Annotated in this window: 16 protein-coding genes; 9 read left to right on the top strand and 7 right to left on the bottom strand. The window is 45.1% G+C overall.

What is annotated here, in order from left to right; genetic code table 11:
- Window positions 1-223: 223 nt before the first annotated feature.
- Window positions 224-1213 carry a GlxA family transcriptional regulator gene (locus tag AAHN97_RS13895; RefSeq protein ID WP_343308244.1) on the bottom strand — a complete coding sequence of 330 codons (990 nt, stop codon included), beginning with the start codon at window positions 1211-1213 and terminating at the stop codon, window positions 224-226.
- A gap of 160 nt (window positions 1214-1373) precedes the next feature.
- Between AAHN97_RS13895 and AAHN97_RS13900 the strand changes: the two genes are divergently transcribed.
- The 5 genes from AAHN97_RS13900 to AAHN97_RS13920 all read left to right on the top strand — a co-directional run bounded on the left by AAHN97_RS13900 (window position 1374) and on the right by AAHN97_RS13920 (window position 5324).
- Window positions 1374-1760: a DoxX family protein gene (locus AAHN97_RS13900; RefSeq protein ID WP_343308245.1), complete on the top strand. Its 387-nt coding sequence runs from the start codon at window positions 1374-1376 to the stop codon at window positions 1758-1760.
- Window positions 1761-1882: 122 nt separating this feature from the next.
- Window positions 1883-2371: a DinB family protein gene (locus tag AAHN97_RS13905; RefSeq protein WP_343308246.1), complete on the top strand. Its 489-nt coding sequence runs from the start codon at window positions 1883-1885 to the stop codon at window positions 2369-2371.
- 30 nt (window positions 2372-2401) lie between these two features.
- Window positions 2402-2848: a DUF6265 family protein gene (locus AAHN97_RS13910; protein ID WP_343308247.1), complete on the top strand. Its 447-nt coding sequence runs from the start codon at window positions 2402-2404 to the stop codon at window positions 2846-2848.
- 123 nt (window positions 2849-2971) lie between these two features.
- Complete coding sequence (locus AAHN97_RS13915; RefSeq protein WP_343308248.1) at window positions 2972-4690, top strand: sensor histidine kinase; 1719 nt, start codon at window positions 2972-2974, stop codon at window positions 4688-4690.
- A complete protein-coding gene (locus tag AAHN97_RS13920) occupies window positions 4677-5324 on the top strand; it encodes a response regulator transcription factor (protein ID WP_343308249.1) in 648 nt (215 codons plus the stop codon). Before AAHN97_RS13915 ends, AAHN97_RS13920 begins: the two co-directional genes overlap by 14 nt.
- 30 nt (window positions 5325-5354) lie before the next feature.
- Here the strand turns inward: AAHN97_RS13920 and AAHN97_RS13925 are convergent, their stop codons facing one another.
- From AAHN97_RS13925 to AAHN97_RS13945, 5 genes are all read right to left on the bottom strand, one after another.
- Window positions 5355-5732 (bottom strand): VOC family protein, encoded by a 378-nt coding sequence (locus AAHN97_RS13925; RefSeq protein ID WP_343308250.1) that lies wholly within the window; start codon window positions 5730-5732, stop codon window positions 5355-5357.
- Between the two features lie 11 nt (window positions 5733-5743).
- The gene (locus tag AAHN97_RS13930) at window positions 5744-6283 is read right to left on the bottom strand and encodes a DUF4199 domain-containing protein (protein WP_343308251.1); all 540 of its coding nucleotides are present in this window, start codon (window positions 6281-6283) and stop codon (window positions 5744-5746) included.
- A 115-nt stretch (window positions 6284-6398) separates the two neighbouring features.
- Entirely contained in the window at window positions 6399-6857 is a 459-nt protein-coding gene (locus AAHN97_RS13935) for a response regulator transcription factor (RefSeq protein WP_074239142.1), read from the bottom strand.
- Window positions 6858-6902: 45 nt separating this feature from the next.
- Entirely contained in the window at window positions 6903-7733 is an 831-nt protein-coding gene (locus tag AAHN97_RS13940) for a hypothetical protein (RefSeq protein WP_343308252.1), read from the bottom strand.
- Between the two features lie 75 nt (window positions 7734-7808).
- Window positions 7809-8012 (bottom strand): YwbE family protein, encoded by a 204-nt coding sequence (locus AAHN97_RS13945; protein WP_343308253.1) that lies wholly within the window; start codon window positions 8010-8012, stop codon window positions 7809-7811.
- 157 nt (window positions 8013-8169) lie between these two features.
- Between AAHN97_RS13945 and AAHN97_RS13950 the strand changes: the two genes are divergently transcribed.
- On the top strand, window positions 8170-8409 hold the full coding sequence (locus AAHN97_RS13950) for a hypothetical protein (RefSeq protein ID WP_343308254.1): 240 nt from the start codon (window positions 8170-8172) through the stop codon (window positions 8407-8409).
- Window positions 8410-8572: 163 nt separating this feature from the next.
- Here the strand turns inward: AAHN97_RS13950 and AAHN97_RS13955 are convergent, their stop codons facing one another.
- The gene (locus AAHN97_RS13955) at window positions 8573-9787 is read right to left on the bottom strand and encodes a sialidase family protein (RefSeq protein WP_343308255.1); all 1215 of its coding nucleotides are present in this window, start codon (window positions 9785-9787) and stop codon (window positions 8573-8575) included.
- A gap of 115 nt (window positions 9788-9902) precedes the next feature.
- On the opposite strand from AAHN97_RS13955, the gene AAHN97_RS13960 reads away from it, so the two are divergent.
- From AAHN97_RS13960 to AAHN97_RS13970, 3 genes are read left to right on the top strand one after another with little or no spacing between them, the layout of a single operon-like run.
- Complete coding sequence (locus AAHN97_RS13960) at window positions 9903-10487, top strand: Crp/Fnr family transcriptional regulator (RefSeq protein ID WP_343308256.1); 585 nt, start codon at window positions 9903-9905, stop codon at window positions 10485-10487.
- 60 nt (window positions 10488-10547) lie between these two features.
- Window positions 10548-11027 carry a DoxX family protein gene (locus tag AAHN97_RS13965; RefSeq protein ID WP_343308257.1) on the top strand — a complete coding sequence of 160 codons (480 nt, stop codon included), beginning with the start codon at window positions 10548-10550 and terminating at the stop codon, window positions 11025-11027.
- 16 nt (window positions 11028-11043) lie between these two features.
- Complete coding sequence (locus AAHN97_RS13970) at window positions 11044-12810, top strand: sensor histidine kinase (protein ID WP_343308258.1); 1767 nt, start codon at window positions 11044-11046, stop codon at window positions 12808-12810.
- The last annotated feature ends 2 nt before the right edge of the window (window positions 12811-12812 follow it).

Below are 12812 nucleotides of genomic sequence, written 5' to 3' on the forward strand. Positions count from 1 at the left end.
TTACCCGGTTGAATCAAAAGCTGAATAGGTATAGGGAAATAATATCCGGTTTCCTCCTCTTCTTTGGTATCATTACGTCCTCTCTCATCATGCAGACGGGTGTATCTTTGCTCTCAACATGCCAACAGAAAAGACAGGAAGAGACGGGCCACGGTGGCAGACCTTAGCCGCCGTGGTTTCAAAAAGCGGTTCACCGCTACACCGGACCCTATTCAGCCTGATATTATGCAGTAGCAGATACCGCCTCTTTGTTATACTTATTCCTGTATTCCAGCGGCGATAAACCTGTTGTTTTTTTGAAGATGGTTCTGAAAGCTTTGGTATCATTATAGCCAACTTCCCACATGATCTCGTTGATGTTCTTACGGCTGGTTTCAAAGCTCTTTTTGGCAGCTTCTATTTTCACCCGTTGAATATATTCAGATACTGTGTTTCGGGTAGCTTTCTTGAACCTTCTTTCGAGGCTTCTGCGGCCTACGGAGAACATGGCAGCTAACTGATCTACCGTGATCTTGTCAGAGAAATTAGTTTCTATGAATTCCTGTGCTTTCAGTACGGGCTCGTCCTGGTGATCTCTCTGACCGTTGAACACCACGAAAGAATTCTGGCTGTAACGGTCTATTTCTATTTCAAAATATTTGGCAGCCAGGATAGCTGTTTCCCGGTCAGTATATTTTTCCAGCAGATGTAATAGGAGGTTCCAGAAAGAATTGGCACCACCACTGGTGTAGATACCATGTTCATCTGTAATGATCCTGTCCGGCACCAGGTTTACATCAGGAAATAGTTCCCTGAATTCATTAGCTGCCAGCCAGTGCGTGGAGCACTTACGCCCATTCACCAAACCGGTGGAGGCCAGTAAAAAAGCACCTACACACAGGCTTGCCACCTCTGTGCCTTTTTTATAATGATCTACGATCCAGGGGAAAAAATCTTTGTTGGCATTGATCACTTCCTGCCTGTCTCCATTCACTGCAGGAACAATGATCAGGTCAGTATGATGAACATCTTTTATCATCAGGTCAGGATATACTTTAAATAACCTGTCATATACCTGTGGTTCTCCATTGATCCCTACTGTTTGCACTTTAAACAGGGCTTTCTTACCCATGCTTTGCAGGAAGTCATTCGCTTTAGTGAACATGATGAGCGGGCCTTCAATAGTACCCAGCGCCGCAGCGCCACTTGGAACGAGGATAGATATGTGTTTCATATTTCAAAAGTAAGTAAAAGCCCTGTCGCAACCAACCCCTTTAAATGACGTTTTTCCCCCTTCCTGAATCCGTTTGACGCAATTCCCCCTATAGTTGTCGTATTCACAGCCCATGTTATTTGTACTCCGGCTATACCTTTGGTTTCATAATCCTAAAACAATGAAAAAGATAAAAATCATCTACTGGATCTTTACTGGCCTTTTAGCCGTATTAATGACCATGGGCTCTATTCCTGATATCATTATGGTTCCGGAAGCGAAAGCCTTATTTGAACACCTGGGTTACCCGCAGTATCTTTTACCATTTATAGGTGTTGCAAAGATACTGGGCATTATAGCCATCCTGATACCTGGTTTCAACAGGCTGAAAGAATGGGCATATGCAGGCCTCTTTTTTGATATCACCGGCGCCTTATACAGCCATATTGCCACAGGAGACCCCGCATCACTCTGGGCACCTTTAGTGATCGGCTATATCCTGATCTTTGGTTCATACATTTATCATCATAAAAAACTGAAAGCGGCCGCCATGACTTATGCCGTTTAGTTCCAGGATCGTCATCAACAGAAGCTCCGTACTTTGTACGGGGCTTTTTTATTTTCCGAAAACACTGCTGACATAGGGTTGTCATACCCCCGATCTTTCTTTGTGTTATAAACAGAAAACACATGGAACAACAAACACCCGTGATCTTTGCAAAAGATCTACTTGTACACTGGCAGGGCCACCGTTCATTAACCCGCCGCGTTATTGAAGCATTTCCGGAAGAACAGCTATTTCAGTATTCTATTGGTGGCATGCGGCCTTTTGCCGCTATGGCCATGGAATTGATCAGGCTGGCATCTTTAGGCATCACCGGCATGCATACGGGCAAATGGGATGTGTATGACAGCCCTTTGTTAGTGAAGGATACACCACCAGCTACTAAAGAAGAGATCCTGCAGCTCTGGGACACCCTCACCACAAAAATAGATACCATCTGGCCGCAGATCCGCCCGGAACGTTTCCAGGAAGTGGACAAGGCTTTTGGCATGTACGAAGGTGTAGTTTCCAGTCTCATGTTGTACTGGATAGATAACGAGAACCATCACCGCGGCCAGGGATATGTTTATCTCCGTTCGCTGGGCATTGAACCACCTCCATTCTGGGACAGATAATAAGCTTACATTTGGGTACATAGTTACCGTATGAAAAAACTGTTATCCATCACCCTTCTTTTGCTGGCCACGCAGGTGATATATGCGCAGGACCTTTCCAGACTCAGCTGGATGCTGGGGCAATGGAAAAGCATTAATGCAAAAACAGGTAATATCTCCTATGAGAACTGGACGAAGGTATCAGACCGGGAATGGCAGGGTAAAGGTTTTCGTTTATCCCGCAGTGGTACGGATACGCTCTTCCAGGAGAAGCTGCAGATCATTACAAAAGACAATACACTCTACTATGTAGCAGATCTTAAAGAAAATGCGGCGCCGGTGTATTTCAAATTCACCGCCATCAATGAGCAGGGATTCACCTGCGAAAACCCGGAGCACGATTTCCCCAAAAAGATCAGTTACCAGCGGGATGGTAATAAGTTAAAGGCCACCATTTCAGGGAACGGCAAAGAGATCGGTTATTATTTCAACCGGTAACAGGTTATATATCGTTAAAATGCCCTTTTTCTATAAAAAGGGCATTTTTCATTTTACCGTAGTTAAGTACTTTCACGTAGAAACAATATCCCTGTATGCACTAATATTGCCTCCTTGAATAACATGAAACATATACCCCTTCTTCTTTTGCTCTGCTGGCTGCCCCAGGACCTCTCTGCCCAGACGGTGGACAGCCTTTTCTTTGTAAAATGGAGATTTTATGCCCAAAGGGCGGAGGGCATCAAAACCTCCGACAAGCTCACGCAGGCAAGGGGTAGCCTGGAACTTGGCTCTTTCTTCCTGCTGGACGGAGCCGCAGATTCCTGTCTTTTTTACGGGCTGGAAGCCCTTTCTCTCGCGGAAAGCATAGGGAACGACAGCATTGCTTCCGCTGCCAGTCAGTTAATCGGAAACCAGTATAAACTCCAGAAAAAGTACCCCCGGGCGCATTACTACATGAATATGGGGATCAATTATTCCCGTAAAACGCAGTATGAGTCCCTGCAGCTGCATGCACTGGGAAATAAATCCATGTTGTACAACTGGGAAAATAAACCAGATTCTGCCATTCCCCTTCAGCTGCAGATCCTTTCCGTTTTCGAAAAACAAAAAGATACCCTGGGCATCACTAAAGTACATATGGTACTGGCAGGATGTTACAGCACCAAAAAAGATACAGCTACTGCCCGCAAACACCTGGTGTTATTTGAAGCCGGGCTCAGGGCAAAAAAATACAGGAGACAGCTCACCTGCGACCTGATGATGGTGGCTGGCATTCTCCACTGGGAACTGCGGGACACCAGCCTGGCAGAAGACTATTTAAAAAAAGCGATCCCCATAGCACGTTCTATGGATTCCAAATACATGCTGCAACGGGCTTATGATACACTGCATGCTATTGAAGTAAAGAAGAAAGATTTCAAACAGGCCCTGGCCTACCGTGATACAGCTTACCAGTTCAGAGACAGTATAGCGAGCGAAAAGAGCATCCGTCACGCACAGCAATTGGAAATACAGTTCAGAACCGCGCAAAAGGATAAAGAACTGGCAGAAAATAAACTGGCATTGAAACAGCAGAACCTGCTGATCGCTATCCTGGGCATCCTGGTATTACTTGGGCTGATCGTGTATGGTTATTTCCGTCATAAGCAACAACTACTGAAAGGCAAACTGATGAACCTCCGGCAGGAAAATAAACTGGGACTGATGGAAGCAGCCATCCAGGGAGAAGAAAGAGAAAGAGCCCGTATTGCAAAAGACCTGCATGATGGTTTAGCCGGTATGCTGGCGGCTGTGAAAATGCACTTCGAATCCCTGCAATATGATCATCCTGCATTGAAAGACTCTGCAGATTTTGAACAGGTGAACCTGCTGCTGAACAATGCATCCGGTGAAGTACGTAAAACAGCCCATAACCTGATGCCGGAAATGCTCGCGGAATCAGGGTTGTATGAAGCTTTAAGGAAGTATTGCAATAGTATCAGCATCAGCCGGTTCAGGATAGACTATTACACCATCGGGGACTTAACCCGCTTCCCTCCCAATTTTGAAATATCCGTTTACCGCATTGTGCAGGAGCTGCTGCACAATATTGTTAAACATGCCCAGGCTACCTATGCCATGGTGCAGCTTTCCCAGACCAAAGAAACCTTAACGGTAACAGTAGAAGATAATGGCGTGGGGATGGATGGACAGACAAACGGAGACGGCATGGGAATGGAAAGCCTCCGTAACCGTGTGGCAGCCATGAATGGCACCATCTGCTGGGAAAAGAATCAACGGGATGAAACCAGTGTATATATCGAATTTAATCTCAAAATTATTACGCATGCGGGAAACTAAAATATCCGTAGCGATCGCGGATGATCACCTGATAGTAGTGAACGGCCTGAAAGCGATGCTGGCCAAAAGATCAGAACTGCACATCCTCTTTGATGCTGCCAATGGAGAAGAATTGCTGGAAGCACTCACAGTGCATCAGCCACATGTGTTACTGCTGGATATTCAGATGCCCGGGCTCTCTGGTGCAGAGCTTTGCCGGAAAGTACATAAGAACTACCCGGATGTGCGCATCGTGATCCTTACCAGTCATGATGATTCTCATTTGGTGCGGCTGATGATGCGCAACGGTGCAGCCGGTTACCTGTTAAAGAATACAGGCATGGCGGAATTGCTTACCGCTATCGAATCTGTAATGGAAGGCAATCAGTTCATGGACGATCAGATCAAAAAGAACCTGGTGCATGAAGCCTTAACAGGGCAGCGTATCAGCCGTTATGAAATTCCCCTTACACGCAGGGAACAGGAGATCCTGCGCCTTATTGCCAGCGAAGCCAGCAACCAGGATATCGCCGATAAATTATCTATCAGTTTACGTACGGTGGAAACACACCGGTTCAACATTACCCATAAACTGGATGTAAAAAATACGGCAGGCCTGGTAAAGGAGGCCATTAAAAGAGGATTGATCGATTAATGGCCTCCGGAGGTATCAGATTGGCGGAGATCACAACTGATGTAATTGGATGAGGTTGCCGCAGGTATCATCAAAAATAGCTTCACTTCCATATTCCGTTTTCTGTGGTGTCTTTGTGAACAACACTCCTTTTTGCTTCAACCTGTTATACTCCTCGTCTATATTTTCCACAGAGAACACCATACAGGGAATGTTGGCCTCATACAACTGCGTGTGGTAATTTTTGGCGATGGGATTTTCTGTAGGCTCCAGCAGGATGAGCGGGCCGTCCGGGCCATCAGGTGCGGTAACAATTGCCACCTGAGCTTCCGGCATATACATCTTCTCTTCAAATCCCAGTACTTCCGTATAGAACTTAAAAGCTTCGATAGGGTTGTATACGAAAATACTTACCATTCCCAGTTTCATAATATCTGTTTTTAGTTAGTGACAACAACTTCCTTTTTATGTTTCCTTTTAAGTATGAGGGCGGCGATCAGGGCAATGACCAGGCCAATGGGAAATACTTCCATATAAGTGAGTAATACCACCATTACCGGATTCTTGTACATTTCTTTGTACCAGTTCATCTCTTTTGTTTTTTCGGCTATTTCAGCCGGCGATGCTCCTTTTGATTCCGCGATCTTCATACTATGGGCCGTGAATTTTTCCATAAAATCCGGCACAAACAGATAATAATCTATCACCCAGGTAAGCACATACATGGAAGAGGCGATCAGTGCAATGTATAAACCGATCTTAAAAGCCTTCCCAAAGGTGATCACTCCCCCGTTATACTTATTCCTGTAATTCCTGACGGCAATAAAGATCAGGGAAAAGGCAAGGATCATGCTGGCAAAGCCCAGCACCATATTACCTTCAAAATTCTCCCGTGTGTAACAGAGGTAGATGGAATACACCAACATGATAGATAACCAGGCACCTCCTATCAACCCGCAGACAAGCACATTTTTTTTCATCTGTTTTAGTTTTAAGATTATGGCTCAAAAATGATGGAATAAAACCTCTTTTCATTCATACTTAAGAATGATTTTAGGTGTGAGACGCAATTTTCACCCATAAGGATGAATACCACTAAGGTATGATACTCAACCTCTTAGCCTTTTCTACTGCCTGTGTTCTGCGTTCTACGTCCAGTTTTTCCAAAACTTTGGAAGAATGGGTCTTAATGGTGTTGAGGGAAACAAATAAGCGTTCGGCGATCTCCTGGTTGCTGAGGCCTTCCGCCATTAACTGTAATACTTCCAGTTCTCTTTTGCTTAAACGGAGTTTATTGAGTTCGTTTTCGTTCAGGGTAAAATCTTTTATATACACCTCTTTTTCCACTACCACGGTTTTGGGTTTGGTGAGCTTTACAGCCAGCCAGATGCCGAGGGCGGTGAATATAGCAGCAATGGCACCAATGTAGATCTCAAAAGCATGGTCAATTATTATGAACCGTAATTCAAGCCATTTGAGCAAAAACAACAACAGTGCCAGTGCGAGACCATACAGGATGGTCTCCCTGTTCTTCATGAAGAATCGTTTCATCATCAACCTAAAAATAATAAAAAGGGGCTTATTGCTAAGCCCCTTATATTATAGAATTACGTTCCTTGGATGTCCGTCCTTTTTATAGAGGTAATACCTGGCCGGTTCATAATGCGCTTCCGCATCACCCGGTAGCAGGAATTTATCCCCCAGGCAGTCTTTCCGCACAAAGAAAGCATTGGTACCTGCAAAATTGCAGGCCACCAGGCTATAACCTTTTTCCTCTCCCAGGGTGTTCAGCAAACCAAGCGATGCGCCAAAGTTGCTGGTTTTATCCCAGGTTTTGGTGCCATCGTAAGGTACGGTGAATGATACATCCGGGCGGAAGATGGCATTGTATTCAATGGCTACTACGCGGGGTTTGAATTTTACGATGGACTTCCATACGTAATAATCGTTCCGGTCTATATCTATTGATAAAAGGTCCGGTTCTGCGGGGCAGCCTCCCTGTGTGAAGAGGGATTCAATATTTTCTGCGGTGATAAAGCTGTTTAAAACGGTGAGTGTTCCGGCGGAAATAATGCCGGACATATGGGTTTTGATATGTTCCACGCTGGGGGCATTCCCTTCTATCCAAAGGCCCTTCCAGCCTTTATATAACAAGAGGGTGGAATTACATTCCGTGCCATTTTCCACACCAAATTCAACAAAATACTTATTGGTGGTACCGATCCTTTTGAAGATCTCATCGATGATACCATCTTCCCCGCATTGGGAGAAACTCTGGTATTCAAAACGATTCAATTTCAGGGGATGCTGGTACTTTTCCTGGTCAAACAGATGTTTTTGGATAAAATTTTCAATCTCCATGGAGCGGGTAGCGTCCTGTTTGGCGGATGTTTTTTTAGGCACAATACGCCTGTAGATCTGTTTAAACATTCAGTCAGTATAAGTTTTAACGGGCCTAAAGCTAATCAATTTAGCTTAAAAGCAGTAATACATAATAAAATAACATCAGGTATCTAACCAGCTGATCTCGGCAACACGGCCGATCTGGCCGTCTTCCAATCTTACCTTAATGCCACGGGAGTGAAAAGGGGAAGAGGTTAAAATGTCTTTTACAATTCCGTAGGTGAGTTTACCGGTTCTCTGATCTTTCTTCAGGATAATACCTACCTCGAGGCCCGGGTATATATCCTTTCTATTCTGGCCATTCATAACAAACACAAATTAATTTAGGCAAAGCTAGTACAATAAAAAAAACCGCGGAAAATTTCCATGGGCTTTTTATTTCACCTTAAAATACCCTTAAAAAAGGTCGCGGCCTGTATAAGAGAACTGAAATTCCCCTAACTTTTCTTAAAATTTACTGACTATGAAAAGAATCCTGACGGCTATACTGGCCATGTTAATGGTAGCGTCCGTATCGATGACATCTATGGCGCAAACCAAACCTGCACCAAAGAAAGTTACAGCTACCACTAAAACAGATACCGTTCACCTGAAGAAAGATGGAACGAAGGATAAACGCTTTAAAGAAAATAAAACACCAGAAGGGCCTTTAAAAAAAGACGGTACGCCGGATAAGCGTTACAAAGCAAATAAGAAGTCATAGTGGCCATGGCGTATAAGATGCTGGTAAGAATTAGTCTCAATGCCGCGTCTGTATAATCTGAAAAGGGTGTCTCGCAAGGGGCATCCTTTTTATTTATAAAGAAAAAAGCCTCCTCCTTATGGAGATGGCTTCTTTGGTACAGGGATAATCAGGGGTATATATTTTATGGTTCCGTTTGCCCATTCAGTATCCAGGGCAGATTAAACTTATGGAACTCAATTGATTTATTGCTGGTTGCGCTTGCCTGTACATTTTCATTGATCTCTATTAAAGCACCTACCGCATAATCCGCTGTTTTCACCATGCTGGAATATCCTCCTTTTGCAACAGTGAGATTAGCATAATCGCAGGTATTACCACTGTAGATAGCTCTGCTGATCGGCCAGGTAGCACCATCATCATAACTGATACGCACGGTCATATTACAACGTTTATCAATCGTGTTGGGATTCAGGAAATAGATCCTGTGCGGATCATCCCCATTATAGCGAAGGATAGATGCCTGGCATTTAGGATCATTGAGTGTGTTATCGATAGACCATGCTGCAAAACCTCCTGCAATGGTGCCTACAGATTTTCTTCTCCTTTTAGCTGCATTCCAGGCAGTAGTGCCTGGTCTGTCGTTCCGCAACAGGCTGCCGTTCATTAATTCCACGATAGTGCCTTCATCTGTGCCGCCGGGGATTGGCTGATAATGCCAGGTGGTGCCATGATCATCACTGTAAATATTCCTGCCAAAAGCAGGAATGATGAGGCGGCCGGGTGTGTTGATGGTTGTCTGGATCCCTATACCGGGTCCCATGGCATCCCATGTATAACCGGTTGGCAGTAATGTACTGCTCATATCCTGCGGAGTAGACCAGGTGGCGCCATGATCATCACTGTAGGAAGAAAACACCCGCCTGTCTCCCCAGGCAGTGATATCAGACCAGGCATCTTTATCGGCATCGTTCCAGGACATAAATACCCAGGCACGGCCATTGGTACCTTTATCCTTGTCGTATACCGCAGTGGGATTTCCCCAGGTGCCGGCACCACTGCCTACTACTTCTCCCAGTGCAGACCAGGTGGTACCATTGTCTGTAGAACGTTTGAAGACAACATTGATGTCCCCCCAATCACTGGGGCTCCATCTCCGTCCTTCGCAAATGGCTATCAGCGTGCCATTTTTGGTTTTAATGATGGAAGGAATACGGAAGGAATGATAAATGCTTTCATTTCCTCCGTTAAATAATACCATGCTGTTATGGTATGCTGTAGCAGCCACAGCAGCGGTGGTAGCCACTTTATCCTCTATCTTCGGAGCCGGTGAGGTATTTACCTGCTTGGTACATCCGAGGCTAAGGGAAATAAGGATACATAAGGTGGAATAATTCATAACATTGGGATTTAATAGTAGATATGTACTACATATTAAATGTAAGCCGGCGGGTGCAGATTTCCAAATATTCAGGCAGGGATTCTCTGTATTTTTGCGCCAAAGTGAAAACCAGATGGACCCACTCCTGCAACTGCGACAGGCCATTGCCCGTTTTTCGGAAATACCGGATGAGGAATGGACGGACTTTAGCGAAAAACTTCTCTTTCAGCACTACAAAAAAGGCGAATTCCTTTGTCGCGAGGGCCAGACAGAGAATTTCATCTTCTTTCTGCTGAAGGGTGCTACGCGTAATTATTTCACAAAAGACGGCAAGGAATTCACGGTGGATTTTCATTTTGAAGGGGACCTGCTTACGGCTTATTATTCTTTCCTTACCCGCCGCCCCTCTCCTGTTGCGCTGGAAGTGATAGAAGATGTGGAAGCCCTCCTGATCCCGCGTGAGCACCTGCTGGCTTTTTATGCACAGGGCAAAACCGGCGAAAGGATCGGCAGGCTGATAGCCGAAATGCAATATGTACGGCGGTTGGACCGGGAAATGGAGTTGCTCTCTGATACCGCAGAGGAACGATATGCAAAATTGATCAAAAGGAATCCGCAACTGGTACAGAGCATTTCAGTGAAACACCTCTCCTCCTACCTGGGTATACAACCGGAAAGCCTGAGCCGAATCCGTAAACAGTACGGGAAAGGAAACTAACATACATCATTTTCTCCCTTTGGCGGAAGGTTCACCTTTGCGTTATAAAACTGACAGATCATGATGGTATTACTGATATTACTGGGGGCTTTTGGCATTGCGCTACTGCTGATCAAACTGATAAAAGGGAACTGGAACCTGCAGCTGAGCGGCTGTATAGGCATGAGTGCCATGCTGCTTTTTACCGCTCTCGGGCACTTCCTGTTCCCCAAAGGGATGGAAATGATGATCCCTCCTTTCTTTCCCTTCCGGCTGGGGCTGGTATATTTTACAGGCATACTGGAAATTGCGGCCGCCATTGGTTTACTACTGCCGGCATACAGAAGGATCACGGCTGTACTGCTGATCGTTTTCTTTGTGATGATCACTCCTGCGAATATCTACGCGGCCCTCCACCATATTAATCTTGAAACAGCCACAACAGATGGCAAAGGACCGGAATATCTGTGGACAAGGATCCCTGAGCAAATAATATTTATTGCCTGGGTATGGTTCTTCGGGATAAGAAATAGATCAAAAGCCCTATCTTGGCAGCCGTAACAGTTTCTCTATACCTATGCGGCGGGCATACCTCCTTTTATCCTTTATTTTCCTATATGGCATACAACAGCTGCATGCGCAGCATGGCCAGGTATTTAAGGTATGGGAGGACAGTACGCGTGTGCAGGCAGCACCTTCTGCTTTAAACCATTACTACAAAGGAGATTTCACTCCGCTGCCAAAAGAAAATCTCAATCCCGGTTTTACAAAGAGTGTTTTCTGGATAGCCCTAACGGTACCGCCTACCCCGGAAGATCTTTTGCTGATAACAGACAATGCCCATATCAATATCCTGGAATGGTATGCCGTGACTGACAGTGTACCCATGCCTTTGTACGTTACGGGCGACTTTTTCCCTTTTGCGCAACGCCCCGTTATTCATAATACATTTGTTTTCCCTTTACAGCCCAAAACAGATCTGTACCTGCTGAAAGTGGACAAACACCTAGAATCCCTGCAAGCCCCGTTCCGGCTTGTTACACAGGAGCAGCTGGCACAGGAGATGGCGTCTGAAAATCTCCTCAGTGGTCTTTTCACAGGCATTATGTTATTGATCGTATTATTCGGCGCTTTCCTTTTCTTTACTACGAGCGACCGGGTGTATGGTTTTTATGCGTTGTATGTACTGAGCATCCTGTTATGGATATGGGCTAATAAAGGACTCGGTTTTCATTATCTCTGGCCGGACTCTCATTTCTTCCCCAGCCGTGCCCGGCCGGTTTTTGTGATCACCAATATGCTCCTGGTGTTTCAATTCCTGCAACATTTTATTGGCATAAAGAAAGATAACTGGGCTTACCAGCCTTTCAAAATATTCCAGGCCATTGGTTTGTGCTTCCTGGTGGTGATACTGTGGCCGACAGATTATGCGCGTTTTGGAATGGTGAGCATGGTATTGCAAAAGGCATTAACCATCTTCAGTCTTGCTGCAGTTGGACTGGTAGCTGTGAGCCTGCTGCAAAAGATATGGCAGCGGAACACGGCAGCAACAGTATACCTGGTGGCAACAATGGTACTCCTTGTGTTCATCACCATAGAGATCATGTATTATCTCGGGAAACTGGAGATCCCGGTTTACTTTGTACACTTCGGTGTTTTCACGGGTGCAGCACTGGAAGTGATCATCATCACCTTTGCACTGGCAGCACGTTTCAATACCTATCGCAAAGAAAAAGAAACCATGCTGCGAACATTAACGGACACGATCATTGCAGTGGAAGAAAAAGAAAGAAAAATACTCGCAGATCAGCTGCATGATGAAATAGGTTCGATGTTATCGCTGGCTTCTTTAAACATGCAGGCGATGAAGCTGGATGAAGTAACTGAAATGCTGGACCAGCTCAGCCATACCGTACGCCATATCAGTCATCAGTTAACACCTGTAGCCATTGAGAAGTATGGGCTAAGGCATGCGATAGAAGACCTGGTAAAGATGGCCAATGGTACCCGTAAAATAAACATTGAACTGGTGCTGATCGGTTTCTCTCCTGCCACCCCTTATCCATCCAACACGGAATTTACCATTTACCGTATCATACAGGAACTGCTGCAGAACATCCTTAAACACGCGGAGGCGTCGAATGTATTGATACAACTGATAGAAATAGAGCTGGAGAAAAGTTGTTCGGTCATTGTGGAAGATAACGGCATAGGAATAGATCCGGCAACGATCCTGCGTAGTGTGGAAGCCAAAGTGGCTTATATGGAAGGAAAGATCATTATAGAAAGTAAACCTAACGAAGGTGCTATGGTGAACATAGAATTACCATTGCCTGAAAAATAACC

It is taken from the genome of Chitinophaga niabensis (assembly GCF_039545795.1).
Lineage (GTDB): Bacteria > Bacteroidota > Bacteroidia > Chitinophagales > Chitinophagaceae > Chitinophaga > Chitinophaga niabensis_B.